The following is a 14,391-nucleotide window of genomic DNA, read 5'->3' as shown; positions in this document are numbered from 1 at the left end:
TTTCATGCCTGGACCTGCCAGCTATCGCCCAGCGCCTCGCGCAGGTAATCCAGAAAGGCACGCACTTTCGCCGTCATGGCAAAACGGTCAGCCACGCACAGGTAGATGTCCATCGGCTCGGTCTGGGCGTAGGCCTGCCCGCTGTCGCTGTACTCGAACAGCGGCACCAGTGCTCCGCTGGCCAGATGCGGCCTTACGATGAACTCGGCCAACCGGGTGATTCCGCCATCGTTGAGGGCCATCTGGGTCAAGGCATCGATGTCGTCGCTGATCAACACGCCGCCAAACTCCGCCTCGAAACGCATGCCGTCACGCTCGAAGCCCCAGCGCAGGAACCGGCCATCTACCGGGTAACGGAAAACCAGACAGCGATGCTCACGCAACGCCTCGGGCGTGGCCGGCAACCCCGCGCTGGCAAGGTACCCCGGCGACGCGCAGCAGATGAACGGGATGCGGGCGATATGCCGAGCCAGCAACTGGCCTTCCAGTTGTGGGGTGATGCGCAGGCTGACGTCCACATCTTCGCGGGCGTGATTCACCTTGCGATCAGTCGTTACCAACTCTATCGAAAGCAGCGGATAGCGTGCACTGAAGGCAGGGATCAGCGGTGCCAGGACGTGACGACCGAAGGCGGAGGTCGAGGCAATGCACAGGCGGCCCTGGGGCACGCTGTCGGGGGTGGTGATGGCTTGTTCTGCGAGGGCCAGGTCGCGCTCGATATGCCTGACCCGTTCATAGTACTGGCTACCGGCAGGAGTAAGCGCCATGCTGCGGGTGGTGCGACTGAGCAGGCGGACTTGCAGGTGCCCTTCCAGACGCGCCAGATTCTGGCTGACCGCCGCCGGGCTGAGCCCGAGGTTTCGGGCGGCAGCGGCGATGCTGCCGGCTTCGACCACTTTGATGAAACTGCGGATGGCGTTGAGCAGGTCCATGGCTGGCTCTTCGATTCGTAAGAATCTATTTATAAAGAACTCAACTCAGCGGGTCTACAGCCGCTGCCGGCGGCATTGCTAACCTGCAACCCTTCAGCCAGTTTGAGGAGAGTTCACATGAGCAATCTGTCCCCTACGCGCCGCCGGCGCAAACTACGTCCGAGCGCTACACCGTATGTGTTCGCGTTCTACATGTCATCGATCATGGCGCTGCTGATGTGCTTCGTGATCACGGCGGCGAATGCCGGCGTGAATCCGGAGTATCTGGGCAATGTGCTGAAGGCCTATCAGCTGGCGATGCCAGTGGCATTCGTGTGCGTATTGATGGTGAGGCCGGTGGTGTTGAAGCTGGTGGCGATTACGGTGCATCCGCATTGAAAATGCGTTCGCCGAAGGTTATGCAGCGCCTGTGAGATGGAGCGCCGCGCGGGCGGCGCTCCATCTCACAGGCGCTGCATAACCTTCGGCGAACACTTGTCAGCCTCTACGCGATCACCTTGCGCCCTTACAAAACGCCACCTACGGCTGCGAGGCTATCGCCTTCTCGATTGCGGCCCTGAAGGCAGGATCATCGGGCTTGGTGAGACTGGAGAAATTACCGATCACCTTGCCCTTGCGATCCACCACGTATTTGTAGAAATTCCACTTCGGCGCGCTGCTCTGACTCGCCAGCTCGGCAAACAGCGGAATCGCATCCTTGCCGCGAACCGGCTGGGTCTTGGTCATGGTGAAGGTCACACCGTAATTGGCATAGCAGACCTTGGCAGTCTTCTCACTGTCGGCGTCTTCCTGCTTGAAGTCGTTGGACGGCACGCCGAGCATTTCCAGGCCTTGCTCGTGAAACTCCTTGTAGGTCGACTCCAGCCCCTCGAATTGCGGCGCGAAACCGCAATAGCTGGCCGTGTTGACCACCACCAAGGGCTTGCCGGCGAAGCGCTGGCACAGGTCGACCTGCTCCTTGCCACGCAACTCGGGCAAGCTGCCCTGCAACAACGCCGGGCAGTCGGCTGCCCAGCTGGACGTAGCAGCCAGCATGGCCAGCAACGGCATCGTCAGCCAATGTGCACGCATCGTTCATTCCTCCTGCAAACCATTCCTTGAACTTGCAGGGTAGCGCTTAACAAACGCTCATGCCCAATTGCATCAACGCCAACCCACCCCGCTGCCAGCCCCACCACACCAGCGCCAGCAGCAACGCCGCCGCAGCCAGCAGCAGGCCACGGGCCAGGTAGCGGTTCATGCCGCTTGCGCCTGCAAACGGGCCACCGGCCACTCACGCACCGGCCAGTTGAGCGCGGCAGCCAGCAGGCTGAGCAGAATCGAAATCTGCCAGACCAGGTCATAATTGCCGGTCTGGTCATACACCACGCCTCCCAGCCACCCCCCCAGGAAGGCACCCAGCTGATGGAACAGGAAGACGATGCCGCCCAGCATCGACAGGTTGCGTACGCCGAATACCGTGGCCACGGTGCCATTGGTCAGCGGCACGGTGGAAAGCCACAGCAGGCCCATGGCAATACCGAACAGATAGGCACTGACCTGCGTCACCGGCGCCCACAGGAACAGCGCGATCACCACTGCACGCAGCAGGTACAGCCCGGTGAGCAGGCGTGGCTTGGACATGCGCCCACCCAGCCAGCCAGCGGTATAGGTCCCTGCGATGTTGAACAACCCGACCAGCGCCAGCACCGTAGTGCCGGTAGTTGCAGGCAGGTGCTGGTCCACCAGGTAAGCAGGCAGATGCACGCCAATGAACACCACCTGGAACCCACACACGAAGAAACCCAAGGCAAGCAGCCAGAAGCCGGAATGCGAGCACGCCTCACGCAGGGCCTGGCCCAACGTCTGCTCCGCACCATGGCTGGGCAGCGGGCGGTCACGCAGCAGGCCGACGAAGGGCACGATCAGGGCCACCAGCAGACCCAGTACCAGCAGCGCCGAAGACCAGCCCAGCCATTCGATCAGGCCAAGGGTTCCGGGGAGCATGGCAAACTGGCCGAAGGAGCCGGCAGCGCTGGCAATGCCCATGGCCATGCTGCGTTTTTCTGCCGGGACGGCGCGGCCGACCACGCCGAGGATCACCGAGAATGAAGTACCGGACAGGCCGATACCGATCAACAGGCCGGCACTGAGCGACAACGACCAGGCCGAATCGGCGGTACTCATCAACAACAGGCCTGCGGCATAGAGAATGCCGCCGATAATCACCACGCGCGCGGCACCGAGGCGGTCGGCCAGCGCACCGGCAAACGGCTGTGCCAGGCCCCAGATCAGGTTTTGCAGGGCAATGGCAAAGGCAAATACTTCGCGGCCCCAGCCAAAATCGGCGCTCATCGGCGCCAGGAACAGGCCGAAACCGTGGCGCACGCCCAGCGATAGCGCCAGGATCAACGCCGCGCCTACAAGTACCCACCCACTGGTTCGCCACACCGATGTCATTGTCGTAATCTCCGGCACATCGCAAGGTTATACGGGTATATACCCGCTTCTATTCGTAATGCTTCAGGCAAGCCGCTCCAGCAAACGCACAAGCTCATCACGCTGCCCTTCGCCCAACTGCTCGACCAGCGTCAACTGCGCCTGCTCCCAGGCTGGATGGGCCGCTTGCACACGTGCTATACCCGCCTCGGTCAGCAACACCATGCGGTTGCGCTGGTCATCGCCGTCAGCCAGGGCGATCAGGCCTTCTGCCTCCAGCACGCGCAGGTTGCGGCCCAGGGTACTGCGCTCCAGGCCCATGGCCTCGGCCAATGTGGTGATGCTGGGCCGATCGAGCCGTTGCAGATGGCGTAACAGGGAAAACTGGGCGACGTTGATGCCGTGGCCGGCAAGGGCCTCGTCGTAATGCCGGCTCACCCCTCGGGCGGCGCGACGCAGGTGGGTGCAGATGCATTCACTGGTCAACATGGATACGTGTATATACCCGCACCCCTGTTGTTGCAAGAAGTTTCAGTCTGCCAGCCGTCGCCGAATTGGCTCGAATTCCGCTGTGGCTTTGCGTGCCAATGGGTCAGGAGCATCTTGCTCGATCGCCTGCCAATACTGCCAAGGCACCTTTGCCGATCCCAGCTCGTAATCCATGCCATCCCAGCTGTCTTCACGGAAGCTGTAGAACGCCCAGTGCAAACGATGCCGATCCGTGACCGAGAGGACATCTTCCAGGTATTCGCTGCAACCAGGCAGTCGGCGCATGCACCCGAACTCCCCCACGACCAGCCGGGAAAACGGCAGTTTCATACGCTCCATCCAGACCAACGGCAGGTTGAGATACTGACGAACCCGCTCGGCATCCCATTGCTGGATTTCACCACCGAACGGCGCTGGGCCGGGGTAATGGATGGGATCTTTACGCAACAGGTTAGGCGCACTGGTGGCTGCATAGGGCTCGTACATGTGTACGCTGTACAGCACGCGTTCATCTGCCAACGGCGCCCGCCAGTAACCGAAGGCATCGGCGCTGGCGAACCACCCCGCATCGACCATCACCGGGGTCTTGGTATCCACCTCGCGAATCGCCGCTATCAGTTGCCCGTACAGCCTGGGCAAGTCACGCGCCCCACCCTGCACCCGTGCATACCATTGCTGCATGCGCTCAGCCGAAGCATGCTCGGCTAGCCCGCCACGTTTCTCGGGGGCAGGCTCGTTGACCAGGTTGTAGGCCGCGATGGCAGGGTGGTCTTTCAACTCCCGGGCCAGGTCTCGCCAAAAGCGGGCCGCTTGCAGGGCGTAACCGTTACCTTGCCACAGGCGGTCATCGAACTGCCCCTGGTTGTTTTGTGACCAGCGCATGCCCGGTAGCGACAGCGGCGCAATGACCACCTTGAGCCCTGCCCTGTGTGCTCGGTCTAGGGTCTCACGCAGTTGCTCGAGATCGGCGGCGGATAGCTGCTCATAGCGGTCTGCGTTGCCCAACAGGAAATCGCGCTGGGCTGGCTTCCATTTGTCGTAGGACAGCCGCACCCAGCTCGCGCCGTAACCACTCAGCGCATCGAAGTACGCCTGATCCGGCGGCAAGCGATTGAAGCTGTTGCCGCCATGGCGCGGGCTGCTCCAGAAGTCGATCAGATCGGCCGCTGGAACGGGGCCGCTGGCAGTGGCCAGCAAGAGGGTCATCAGGAATGCTCGCACGCGCTTGGCCTCGGCGATGACGAAGAAACAACGAGCATAGAAAGATGCGAGAACGGTGTCATTTGCTGAATATTTTCAGGGATTTTCCGAAAATTATCGACACGATCAACAGGTAGGAATGCTCAACACAACCTGTAGGAATGCGCCTAAACCGCCCATACCAACAACACCGTAAGTTCGAGTATCTCCAGCACCGCTCCTGCCGTATCGCCCGTGGTCCCACCCAGGCGCCTGCACATCAAGCGGCGCAAGCCGATGAACATGGCCAACGCCGCCAGCATCGGCAAGATCGCACCCAGGCCACCCGCCAGCAGACACAACAGCAGGCTGGCAAGCAAGACCCAGCCGGCCGCGCGCCGCGGCAGGTGTTCGGCCAGCGCCTGCCCCAGCCCCCCGGGGCGCACGTAGGGCGTGCCGAGAAACAGCCCCAGCATCGCTGCTCGCCCCATCACCGGTGCCAGCAGCAGTGCTATGCCAGCGCCCTGTTCGACCAGCACCCACAAGGCACAGAATTTCAGCAGCAACACCAGCACCAGGGTGACCACGGCAATCGGCCCGCTGCGCGGGTCTTTCATGATCTGCAGGGTGCGTTCGCGATCACCGAAGCCGCCCAGCCAGGCATCGGCACTGTCGGCCAGGCCGTCCAGATGCAGCGCACCGCTGAGCAGCACCCACAGTGTCAGCAGCAAGGCCGCGTGCAACGGCGCTGCGGTCCCTTGCAGCCAATGGCTGACCAGCCACAGCAACAGACCGAACAGCACGCCCACCAGTGGATAGCACAGCAGCGAACGCCCCATTTCGCGAGGCTCCGGCATACCCGGCAAACGCACCGGCAAGCTGCTGAGAAACTGCAAGGCAATCCAGAATGGCAGCATGTCAAAACACCTCGAGCATCGCGCCATCTTCATCCACCGCCAGGCGCATCAGGGCGCCATGGCCAACCTCCACCTGCAGCAACTGCGCCTTGGGCAGCCCACGGGCACGCGCCAGCAGCAGACGCATGACGCCGCCATGGGTAACCAGCAACACGCGCTTGCCGGCATGCTGCTGGCGCAGCCGGCCGATGGCGGACAGCACGCGCGCGGCGAAGGCCGCGACAGGCTCGCCGTCGGGCGGCGTGTAACTGTAGGGGTCGGCCCAGAAACGCCCAAGCTCGTCAGCCTGGGTTTGCATGATCTGCAAGGCACTGCGCCCTTCCCACTCGCCGAAATGCAGCTCTTGCAGATCGGCCTCGAGCTGAACCGGCATGCCCAGTTGCCCGGCAAAACGCGCACAGCGCTGCAACGGCGAGCTGATCAGCACATCCCATGGGCCTGCGCCTGCCAGCGCGTCGCGCATCTGGCCCCAGCCCTTCTCGGTCAGGGCATCGTCCAGGCTGCCGCGCAGTCCGCCGCCCAGTTCGGTCTCACCGTGGCGCAGCAAGTCGAGGATCATGCCGGGCGGTCCGCCACCGCAGCTTCGGCGAAGGTCGCCATCTGCCCGTGCAAGGCACAGGCCAGTCGAATCAGCGGCACCGCCAAGGCGGCTCCGCTGCCCTCGCCCAGGCGCAACCCCAGCGTCAGCAGTGGTTGCGCCTGCAACGCTGCAAGCAGAGTCTTGTGCCCAGGCTCGGCGCCCTGGTGAGCGAACAGCAGCCAGTCACGACTCTGCGGGTTGAGGCGCACCGCCAGCAGGGCGGCGACGCTGCAGATAAAGCCATCCACCAGCACCGCAATACCCTGCTGGGCGCAGGCGAGGTAGGCACCGGTCAGCGCGGCGATCTCGAAGCCGCCGACACAGGCCAGTGCCCGCAGTGGCTCGTCGGCACGCAGGCCGTGCAGCACCATGGCGCGCTCGATGACTTCGGCCTTGTGGCGCACACCGGCGTTGTCCAGGCCGGTACCCGGCCCGCTCAACTCACGCGCCGGGCAGGCCAGCAAGGTGCTGGCCAGGGCAGCAGCGGCAGAGGTGTTGCCAATGCCCATTTCGCCACCGATGAACAGCTGCGCGCCATTGGCCGCCGCGCGCAAGGCGCTGTCGCGGCCGGCCTGCATGGCAGCCTGCAGCTGTGCATCGGTCATCGCCGGCTGACGGGCGAAGTTGGCGGTGCCGGCGCCCAGGCGCAGATGAAGCACCCCAGGCAATTCCAGCTCAGGGTCGACGGTACCCAGGTCGACCACTTCAAGGCTGGCCTGCAGTTGACGCGCCAGCACGCTGATTGCCGCGCCACCGCCTACGAAATTGCGCAGCATCTGCCCGGTGACCGCCTGCGGGTAGGCCGAAATGCCCTCCTCGACCACGCCATGGTCCCCAGCGAAAAGGGTGATGGCGACCTGATCCAGGGTTGGCCGCTCGCGACCTTGCAAACCAGCCAGTTGCACGGCCAGGCCTTCGAGCTGGCCGAGGGAGCCGGCAGGTTTGGTCAGCTGTTGCTGACGGGCGCGGGCCTGGTCCATGGCGGCGTTGTCGAGAGGTTGGCAGGCATCACGCCACCAGGCTTGGTTCATAGAGCGGGTCCTTTGAGCATGAGAGGCAGGCCGGCCACGGTCAGCACCACACGCTGGCAGCGTTCGGCAACGGCCTGGTGCAGCCAGCCGGCCAGGTCGACGTAACGGCGGGTCAGCTCGCCCATGGGCACCACGCCAAGGCCGGTTTCGTTGCTGACCAGAATGATGGTGCCGGGCAGTTGCTCCAGGCAGTCGAGCAGCGCATCGCGTTCTGCTGCCAGCCGTTGCGGGTCGTCAAGCATCAGCAGGTTGGTCAGCCACAAGGTCAGGCAGTCCACCAGCAGGCAGCGGCCTTCGGCGGCTTCTGCACGCAACACCGCCGCCAGCGCCTGGGGTTCCTCGATTAGCCCCCAGTCGGCTGGCCGACGCTGGCGGTGCAGACGCACGCGCTCATTCATTTCGCCATCGAGCGGCTCGCTGGTGGCGATGTAGGTGACCGGCAGGCCGCTGTCGCTGGCCAGTTGCTCGGCCAGGCGGCTCTTGCCCGAGCGGGCACCGCCGAGGATAAGGTTGCGCATGTCAGGCGACTCCACAAAGCGTTCGTAGCTGCGCGGTGTCCAGGTGCGTTTGCACCAGGTCGGCCAGGCGTTCGATGTCACGTTCGCGCAGGGCCTCGTAATCGATGGTCTGCGCATCCTCCAGCCCCGCCCAGCGCAGCAGCGCGGCGCACGACTGGCTGCCCTCGAACAGGCCATGAAGGTAGGTGGCGAGGACCTGGCCATCGGCACTGACCGCGCCGTCACGGCGGCCATCGGCGAGCTGCACGGCAGGCTGCTCCAGGGCAGGTCCTGCGGTAACGCCGGCATGGATTTCATAACCGGCGACCGGCGACGATTCAAGGTTCAGGGTGCCGGCAACGTTGCGCAATTGCTTGTCGGCTTCGAGCACCGTGACGTAATCGAACAGGCCCAGCCCGGGGCTTGAGCCGGCGATGCCCTCGAGCCCGAGCGGGTCATGCACTTCACGGCCGAGCATCTGCAGGCCACCGCAGATGCCGATCAACTTGCCGCCATAGCGCAGGTGCCGCTCGATGGCCGTGTCCCAACCACGCTCGCGCAACTGCACCAGGTCACCGCGCACACTCTTCGAGCCCGGCAGGATGATCAGGTCGGCGGCGGGGATCGGCTGGCCCGGCCCGATGAACTGCAAATCGACCTGCGGGTGCAGGCGCAGCGGGTCGAAATCGGTGTGGTTACTGATGCGCGGCAGCACCGGGACGATCACCTTGAGCACGCGATCCTGCTTGGCACTCTGGCGGATGTCGATGCCATCCTCGGCTTCCAGGTGCAGGTCGGTGACATAGGGCAGTACGCCCAGCACGGGTTTGCCCGTGCGTTGTTCCAACCAGTCCAGGCCTGGTTGCAGCAGCGAGATGTCGCCGCGGAAGCGGTTGATGACGAAGCCTTTGACCCGCTCCTGCTCACTCGGCGAGAGCAGTTCAAGGGTGCCGACCAGATGGGCGAACACCCCACCCCGGTTGATATCGGCCACCAGGATAACCGGGCAGTCGACCGCCTCGGCAAAGCCCATGTTGGCGATGTCGCCGGCGCGCAGGTTGATCTCGGCCGGCGACCCCGCGCCCTCGACCATCACCACCGGGTAGGCCGCACTGAGGCGCTGGTGCGAGGCCAGCACCGCCTGCATGGCAATGGCCTTGTAGTCGTGATAGGCCACCGCGTTCATGCTGGTGACCGCGCGACCGTGGATGATCACCTGGGCGCCCGTGTCGCTGTTGGGTTTAAGCAGCACCGGGTTCATGTCGGTATGGGGTGCGAGCCGGCAGGCCTGGGCTTGCACCGCCTGGGCGCGGCCGATTTCGCCACCGTCGGCGGTCACAGCGCTGTTGAGCGCCATGTTCTGCGGTTTGAACGGCACCACGCCCACGCCTCGGCGCAACAGCCAGCGGCACAGGGCGGTGACCAGCGTGCTCTTGCCGGCATCGGAGGTGGTGCCTTGCACCATGAGGGTGGTCATGCCGTTTCCTTTTGATAGTCGGCCAAGGCCTGGGCCAGGCGCTGCTCGTCCACCGCACTCGACGGCAGGCCAAGGCGCACGGCAGCAGGCTGCTCGAACAGGCGCACGAGGATGCCGCGGCGGGCGAGAAAGTCATGCAGGTGGGCCGGGCGCTCGCTGCGCACGTACTGGAACAGGGCGCAGCCACCGCTGGGCGCCAGGCCACAGCTGTGCAGCAGTGCAGCGAGGCGTTGACTGGCCAGTGCGCAGCGCTCGATCTGCGCTCGATGCGCCGCGAGGTCGGCAAAGCAGGCTTGCGCCAGCACGCGGGCAGGACCACTGACCGTCCACGGCCCAAGCAGTTCGGCAAGGCGCTGCAGCAACGAGGGTTCGGCCACTACGCAGCCCAGGCGCACGCCGGCCAGGCCGAAGAACTTGCCGAACGAACGCAACACGATCAGGCCTGGGCGCTCGGCGCACTCGGCCACGCTGTGTTCGGGTGTGTTGTCCATGAACGCTTCGTCCACCAGCAGCCAGCCGCCGCGTGCGGCGAGCCGCGCATGCCAGGCCAACAGCCGTTCAGGCGGTACAAGCCGCCCGGTCGGGTTGTTCGGGTTGACCAGCACCAGCACGTCGAGCTGGTCGAGTTCGGCCTCGACCTGGCTTTCATCCAGTTCGACCAGCTGATGCCCCGCCCGGCGCCAGGCATGCGGGTGCTCGGCGTAGCACGGCGACAGCACGCCAACCCGGCCCTGCGCGCGCAACAGGGGCAAGGCCTGGATTGCCGCCTGGGAGCCGGCCACCGGCAACAGGTGCCGCACGCCGTAATAACCTCGTGCAGCGTCTTCGAGGCCGTCTTCCGTTTCCGGCAGCCGCGCCCAGGCGTCCAACGGTATCGACGGGATCGAGTAAGGCCAGGGGGCGATGCCGCTGGACAGATCGAGCCAGTCCTCGCGGGCGATCCCGTATTGCCGTACTGCCCGTAGCAGGCGGCCACCGTGTTCAAGCATTCAGATAGGCTCCCACACAGATCAACAGCAGCCACAACCAGACGCCACGTTGCACCAGGCTCCAGCCGCGCTCGATGGCATCGGCATCGGCCATCGGCCCGTCACCCAGGCGCGGGCGCTCGTGCAGTTCGCCGTGATACACCGCCGGGCCACCAAGTTCGACAGCCAGCGCACCCGCGCCGGAAGCCATCACCGGCCCGGCGTTGGGGCTGTCCCACAGCGGCGCCTGTTTGCGCCAGCACGCCAGGGCCAGGCGCGTCTTGCCCAGCAGCGCATAGGTCAGTGCCACCAGCCTCGCTGGAATATAGTTCAGCACATCGTCGATACGCGCCGCGCACCAGCCGAAGCGCTCGAAGCGTTCGTTGCGGTAGCCCCACATGGCGTCCAGGGTATTGCTCAGGCGGTACAGCACCACTCCCGGCGCACCGGCCACGACGAACCAGAACAGCGCGGCGAATACCGCGTCGCTGCCATTCTCCAGCACCGATTCGGTGGCTGCGCGGGCCACGGCAGGCTCGTCCAGTTCCCGGGTTTCCCGGCTGACCAGATAACCAACGCGGCGCCGCGCTTCTTGCAGATCGCCCTGGCGCAGGGCGTTAGCCACCGGCAGCACATGCTCGCCGAGGCTGCGCAAGCCGAGGGCGCAATAGAGCGCCAGCACGTCCACAAGCCACCCCACATAGGGCAGCCAAGACAAGATCAGCGCCACCAGGGTCAGCGGCACCACGGCAAGGAACCAAGCGCTCACGCCATGGCTGCGCCAGCCGCGCCCACCGGCGTTCAAGCGGCGCTCCAGGCTCGACGCCAGGTTGCCGAAGCCCACCAGCGGGTGCCGACGCCGAGGCTCACCCAGCAGCGCATCCAGGGCCACTCCGGCCACGGTCAGCAACGCCACGCTCATGGGCGTTCTCCCCATTGGTTCTCGAACAGCATGTCACTCAAGGGACGTTCCTCGGCCCAGCTTTCCTGGACCAGCATCGGCTGTGGGTAGAACGCGGTGACCGGCCCCAGGCACAGCACCGCCACCGGTTTGGCCCCGGCAGGCATGCCCAGCAGCGCAGCCAGGGCCTGCGGGTCGAACAGCGACACCCAGCCCAGCCCCAGCCCCTCGGCACGGGCGGCCAGCCACAGGTTCTGGATCGCGCAGGCCAGCGATGCCAGGTCCATTTCCGGCATGGTGCGGCGGCCGAAGATGTGCGGCTCGCGGTTGTCCATCAACGCCGCGACCAGCACTTCGGCGCAGTCGGCGATGCCCTCCACCTTGAGCTTCATGAAGTCATCGGAGCGCTCGCCCAGCGCCTGGGCGGTACGCACCCGCTCCTCTTCGACCAAGGCCTGAATGCGCCCGCGCAGCTCGCGCTGGCTGATGCGGATGAAGCGCCAAGGCTGCATCAGGCCGACACTCGGCGCCTGGTGCGCGGCGCTCAGCAGACGGCCCAGCAGCTCTGGCGCAACTGCGCCACCGGAAAAGTGGCGCATGTCGCGACGCTCGCCGATGGCACGGTAGATCGCGGCGCGCTCGGCGGCGCTGTAGGCGTGATCGCTCATGGCCGCAACAGCGCCGCCGCCGCATCAGGGTTGGATGGGAAATAGAAGTGCACGTAGGAAGCGGTAAGGCGGCCTCGCCGATACACCGCCTCGTTACCGCGCCCGCCATTGGGGCTCAGGCCCCGGGCGATGGGCTCAAGCTCGGTGCTGGTCAGCGAGTGGTGGTAGGTGTGCCCGCGCAGGGTGCCTTCCGGCAGTTCAACAGCCTGCAGGGCCAGGGCCGCCAGGCGCTTCTGCATGGTCGCCTCGCCCGGCAGCAGACCGAGCAGCGCGGCACGCTCGCCAGCGACATCGGTCAGCGCATCGAGCAGGTACAGCATGCCGCCGCACTCGGCCAGCAACGGCTTGCCCTGGGCGTGGTGGGCACGGATCGCTTCGCACATTGGCGTATTGGCAGCCAGTGCGTGGTGGTGGAGTTCCGGATAACCACCCGGGAGATACACGCTGTGCACTGCCGGCAGCTCACGATCATGCAGCGGCGAGAAGAACGTCAGCTGCGCCCCCAGATCACGCAGCAGATCCAGGTTGGCGCCGTAGGTAAAGGCAAAGGCTTCGTCACGTGCGACACCGATACGCACACCGCTCAGCGACGCAGCGCACGGCTGCGGGTCAGGCGCGGCAAAGGCAACAGGCGGCGGCAAGGTGGCATCGCAGCTGGCAGCGAGGGCTTCGGCGGCGGCATCCAGGCGGGCGTCCAGGTCGTTCAGTTCACTGGCCTGGACCAGCCCCAGATGACGGCTGGGCAGCTCGATGCCGCGCTCGCGCGACAGGCCACCGTACCAGCGCAGGCCCTCGGTCAGGCTGCCTTCGAGCAGTTGCGCATGGCGCAGGCTGCCGACCCGGTTGGCCAGCACGCCCGCGAACGGCAGGTCGGGCTGGTAGCGTGCCAGGCCCAGGGCCAGGGCGCCGAAGGTCTGCGCCATGGCTGTGCCGTCGATCACCGCCAGCACCGGCACGCCGAAATGGCGTGCCAGATCGGCGCTCGACGGGGTGCCGTCGAACAGGCCCATCACGCCCTCGATCAGAATCAGGTCAGCCTCTTCTGCGGCTTGCCACAGCAGTCGACGGCTCTCTTCGGCGCCGATCATCCACAGATCGAGCTGATACACCGGTGCGCCACTGGCCCGTTCAAGGATCATCGGGTCGAGGAAATCAGGGCCGCACTTGAACACCCGAACCTTACGCCCAAGGTTGCGGTGCAAGCGGGCCAAGGCGGCAGTCACGGTGGTCTTGCCCTGGCCCGAGGCAGGGGCTGCGATCAGTACCGCCGGGCAACTGCGCGTTTCACTCACAGTTCGACGCCCTTCTGCGCGCGGATACCGGCCTGGAAAGCGTGCTTGAGCATGCCCATCTCGGTGACGGTGTCGGCCAGTTCGATCATTTCAGGCTTGGCTGCACGACCGGTGACGATCACGTGCTGCATCGGTGGCCTGGCCTGAATGTCACTCAGTACCTGGTCGAGGTCGAGGTAACCGTGCTTGAGGGCGATGTTCAGCTCGTCGAGTACTACGAATTGCACACCGGGGTCTTGCAGCAGCTGGCGTGAAACCGCCCAGGCAGCTTCGGCGGCGGCGATGTCGCGCTGGCGGTCCTGGGTCTCCCAGGTGAAACCCTCGCCCATCACGTGGTAGCGCACCTGCTCGGGGAAGCGGCGGAAGAACAACTCTTCGCCGGTGCTGTTGCGGCCCTTGATGAACTGCACCACACCGCACTGCATGCCATGGCCCAGGGCGCGGGCAAGCATGCCGAAGGCCGAGCTGCTCTTGCCCTTGCCATTGCCGGTGAGCACCAGCAGCAGGCCGCATTCGTTGGGGGAATTGGCGATGCGCTCGTCGATGACCGCCTTCTTGCGCTGCATGCGCGCCAGGTGGCGTTCGTCGCGTTCGGTGGATTCGCTCATGAAGGGTTCTCCGCAGGCCGGCGCCGCGCGGGAAGCGGCGACAGGTAAAGGGCGGGCAGACGGAGAACGCGCAGGGGCCGTGGACGAGGGCCACGGTGCACCGCGCATCACCCTCCGTGATGCCGTTGGCAGTATCAGGCCGGTCTCCGGGCTCGTGAGCGGGCGTTCAACCCTGGCCTGCGCGCCTTCCCGGGTATCGACACCCAGTGGCCGTGCGCGACCGCGACTCACCTACCGTTGCGGGGGCAGCGCCGGAATCGCGCCTTGTTGGCGCCCACCGGCTTCCCAGTTTCACCCTGCCCAGTCGGGGCTGGCAGGGCACCTGAAACACGCGCGAAGGTTAGAGGGTTGCACCCGGAGCGTCAATCGAAGCGAGCCGACAAATGGACGCAGGGGCCACTGCGCAATCCGATCTGGGGGGGTGGCAAGCATGG

Annotated in this window: 17 protein-coding genes and 1 riboswitch; of the genes, 1 reads left to right on the top strand and 16 read right to left on the bottom strand. The window is 65.4% G+C overall.

What is annotated here, in order from left to right; translation table 11 throughout:
* Positions 1 to 2: 2 nt before the first annotated feature.
* Positions 3 to 932 (bottom strand): LysR family transcriptional regulator, encoded by a 930-nt coding sequence (locus ACIPW4_RS24245; protein WP_400662388.1) that lies wholly within the window; start codon positions 930 to 932, stop codon positions 3 to 5.
* Between the two features lie 117 nt (positions 933 to 1,049).
* Here ACIPW4_RS24245 and ACIPW4_RS24240 point away from each other — a divergent pair, with 117 nt between their 5' ends.
* Complete coding sequence (locus tag ACIPW4_RS24240) at positions 1,050 to 1,310, top strand: DUF2798 domain-containing protein (protein ID WP_400662385.1); 261 nt, start codon at positions 1,050 to 1,052, stop codon at positions 1,308 to 1,310.
* A 141-nt stretch (positions 1,311 to 1,451) separates the two neighbouring features.
* Here ACIPW4_RS24240 and ACIPW4_RS24235 read toward each other — a convergent pair whose 3' ends face one another.
* The 15 genes from ACIPW4_RS24235 to cobO form a co-directional block, all read right to left on the bottom strand.
* Complete coding sequence (locus ACIPW4_RS24235; protein WP_400662382.1) at positions 1,452 to 2,003, bottom strand: glutathione peroxidase; 552 nt, start codon at positions 2,001 to 2,003, stop codon at positions 1,452 to 1,454.
* 46 nt (positions 2,004 to 2,049) lie between these two features.
* Positions 2,050 to 2,172: a hypothetical protein gene (locus ACIPW4_RS24230; protein WP_400662379.1), complete on the bottom strand. Its 123-nt coding sequence runs from the start codon at positions 2,170 to 2,172 to the stop codon at positions 2,050 to 2,052.
* Positions 2,169 to 3,371 (bottom strand): MFS transporter, encoded by a 1,203-nt coding sequence (locus ACIPW4_RS24225; RefSeq protein WP_400662376.1) that lies wholly within the window; start codon positions 3,369 to 3,371, stop codon positions 2,169 to 2,171. Before ACIPW4_RS24225 ends, ACIPW4_RS24230 begins: the two co-directional genes overlap by 4 nt.
* Before the next feature lie 63 nt (positions 3,372 to 3,434).
* A complete protein-coding gene (locus ACIPW4_RS24220) occupies positions 3,435 to 3,839 on the bottom strand; it encodes a MarR family winged helix-turn-helix transcriptional regulator (RefSeq protein ID WP_400662373.1) in 405 nt (134 codons plus the stop codon).
* 42 nt (positions 3,840 to 3,881) lie between these two features.
* Positions 3,882 to 5,045, bottom strand: coding sequence for a glycoside hydrolase family 5 protein (locus ACIPW4_RS24215; protein ID WP_400662370.1), 1,164 nt, complete (start codon positions 5,043 to 5,045; stop codon positions 3,882 to 3,884).
* Between the two features lie 161 nt (positions 5,046 to 5,206).
* On the bottom strand, positions 5,207 to 5,935 hold the full coding sequence (locus tag ACIPW4_RS24210; protein ID WP_400662367.1) for an adenosylcobinamide-GDP ribazoletransferase: 729 nt from the start codon (positions 5,933 to 5,935) through the stop codon (positions 5,207 to 5,209).
* 1 nt (position 5,936) lies between these two features.
* Positions 5,937 to 6,494, bottom strand: a complete 558-nt coding sequence (locus tag ACIPW4_RS24205; protein WP_400662364.1) for a histidine phosphatase family protein — start codon at positions 6,492 to 6,494, stop codon at positions 5,937 to 5,939.
* The gene (gene cobT, locus ACIPW4_RS24200; protein WP_400662361.1) at positions 6,491 to 7,546 is read right to left on the bottom strand and encodes a nicotinate-nucleotide--dimethylbenzimidazole phosphoribosyltransferase; all 1,056 of its coding nucleotides are present in this window, start codon (positions 7,544 to 7,546) and stop codon (positions 6,491 to 6,493) included. The genes ACIPW4_RS24205 and cobT overlap by 4 nt, the downstream gene beginning before the upstream one ends.
* On the bottom strand, positions 7,543 to 8,064 hold the full coding sequence (gene cobU, locus ACIPW4_RS24195; protein ID WP_400662358.1) for a bifunctional adenosylcobinamide kinase/adenosylcobinamide-phosphate guanylyltransferase: 522 nt from the start codon (positions 8,062 to 8,064) through the stop codon (positions 7,543 to 7,545). The genes cobT and cobU overlap by 4 nt, the downstream gene beginning before the upstream one ends.
* 1 nt (position 8,065) lies before the next feature.
* The gene (locus ACIPW4_RS24190; protein ID WP_400662355.1) at positions 8,066 to 9,520 is read right to left on the bottom strand and encodes a cobyric acid synthase; all 1,455 of its coding nucleotides are present in this window, start codon (positions 9,518 to 9,520) and stop codon (positions 8,066 to 8,068) included.
* Complete coding sequence (cobD, locus tag ACIPW4_RS24185; RefSeq protein WP_400662353.1) at positions 9,517 to 10,509, bottom strand: threonine-phosphate decarboxylase CobD; 993 nt, start codon at positions 10,507 to 10,509, stop codon at positions 9,517 to 9,519. Before cobD ends, ACIPW4_RS24190 begins: the two co-directional genes overlap by 4 nt.
* A complete protein-coding gene (gene cbiB, locus ACIPW4_RS24180) occupies positions 10,502 to 11,410 on the bottom strand; it encodes an adenosylcobinamide-phosphate synthase CbiB (protein ID WP_400662350.1) in 909 nt (302 codons plus the stop codon). The genes cobD and cbiB overlap by 8 nt, the downstream gene beginning before the upstream one ends.
* On the bottom strand, positions 11,407 to 12,057 hold the full coding sequence (gene bluB / locus ACIPW4_RS24175; protein WP_400662347.1) for a 5,6-dimethylbenzimidazole synthase: 651 nt from the start codon (positions 12,055 to 12,057) through the stop codon (positions 11,407 to 11,409). The genes cbiB and bluB overlap by 4 nt, the downstream gene beginning before the upstream one ends.
* Positions 12,054 to 13,349 (bottom strand): cobyrinate a,c-diamide synthase, encoded by a 1,296-nt coding sequence (locus tag ACIPW4_RS24170; RefSeq protein ID WP_400662344.1) that lies wholly within the window; start codon positions 13,347 to 13,349, stop codon positions 12,054 to 12,056. The genes bluB and ACIPW4_RS24170 overlap by 4 nt, the downstream gene beginning before the upstream one ends.
* Positions 13,346 to 13,957, bottom strand: a complete 612-nt coding sequence (gene cobO / locus ACIPW4_RS24165; protein WP_054885546.1) for a cob(I)yrinic acid a,c-diamide adenosyltransferase — start codon at positions 13,955 to 13,957, stop codon at positions 13,346 to 13,348. The genes ACIPW4_RS24170 and cobO overlap by 4 nt, the downstream gene beginning before the upstream one ends.
* A 119-nt stretch (positions 13,958 to 14,076) precedes the next feature.
* Positions 14,077 to 14,298: riboswitch (cobalamin riboswitch) on the bottom strand.
* Between the last annotated feature and the right edge of the window lie 93 nt (positions 14,299 to 14,391).

The sequence above is a fragment of the Pseudomonas sp. NPDC089996 genome, from assembly GCF_044748405.1.
GTDB lineage: Bacteria > Pseudomonadota > Gammaproteobacteria > Pseudomonadales > Pseudomonadaceae > Aquipseudomonas.
This window is presented reverse-complemented; position numbering and strand designations above follow the sequence as displayed.

Excerpts from the sequence above, each read along its gene's own strand:
- cbiB (WP_400662350.1), bottom strand. The coding sequence starts at position 11,410 with ATGAGCGTGGCGTTGCTGACCGTGGCCGGAGTGGCCCTGGATGCGCTG.
- cobD (WP_400662353.1), bottom strand. The coding sequence starts at position 10,509 with ATGCTTGAACACGGTGGCCGCCTGCTACGGGCAGTACGGCAATACGGG.
- cobT (WP_400662361.1), bottom strand. The coding sequence starts at position 7,546 with ATGAACCAAGCCTGGTGGCGTGATGCCTGCCAACCTCTCGACAACGCC.
- ACIPW4_RS24220 (WP_400662373.1), bottom strand. The coding sequence starts at position 3,839 with ATGTTGACCAGTGAATGCATCTGCACCCACCTGCGTCGCGCCGCCCGA.
- ACIPW4_RS24240 (WP_400662385.1), top strand. The coding sequence starts at position 1,050 with ATGAGCAATCTGTCCCCTACGCGCCGCCGGCGCAAACTACGTCCGAGC.
- ACIPW4_RS24230 (WP_400662379.1), bottom strand. The coding sequence starts at position 2,172 with ATGAACCGCTACCTGGCCCGTGGCCTGCTGCTGGCTGCGGCGGCGTTG.
- ACIPW4_RS24245 (WP_400662388.1), bottom strand. The coding sequence starts at position 932 with ATGGACCTGCTCAACGCCATCCGCAGTTTCATCAAAGTGGTCGAAGCC.
- bluB (WP_400662347.1), bottom strand. The coding sequence starts at position 12,057 with ATGAGCGATCACGCCTACAGCGCCGCCGAGCGCGCCGCGATCTACCGT.
- ACIPW4_RS24215 (WP_400662370.1), bottom strand. The coding sequence starts at position 5,045 with ATGACCCTCTTGCTGGCCACTGCCAGCGGCCCCGTTCCAGCGGCCGAT.
- cobO (WP_054885546.1), bottom strand. The coding sequence starts at position 13,957 with ATGAGCGAATCCACCGAACGCGACGAACGCCACCTGGCGCGCATGCAG.
- cobU (WP_400662358.1), bottom strand. The coding sequence starts at position 8,064 with ATGCGCAACCTTATCCTCGGCGGTGCCCGCTCGGGCAAGAGCCGCCTG.
- ACIPW4_RS24235 (WP_400662382.1), bottom strand. The coding sequence starts at position 2,003 with ATGCGTGCACATTGGCTGACGATGCCGTTGCTGGCCATGCTGGCTGCT.
- ACIPW4_RS24205 (WP_400662364.1), bottom strand. The coding sequence starts at position 6,494 with ATGATCCTCGACTTGCTGCGCCACGGTGAGACCGAACTGGGCGGCGGA.
- ACIPW4_RS24190 (WP_400662355.1), bottom strand. The coding sequence starts at position 9,520 with ATGACCACCCTCATGGTGCAAGGCACCACCTCCGATGCCGGCAAGAGC.
- ACIPW4_RS24210 (WP_400662367.1), bottom strand. The coding sequence starts at position 5,935 with ATGCTGCCATTCTGGATTGCCTTGCAGTTTCTCAGCAGCTTGCCGGTG.
- ACIPW4_RS24225 (WP_400662376.1), bottom strand. The coding sequence starts at position 3,371 with ATGACATCGGTGTGGCGAACCAGTGGGTGGGTACTTGTAGGCGCGGCG.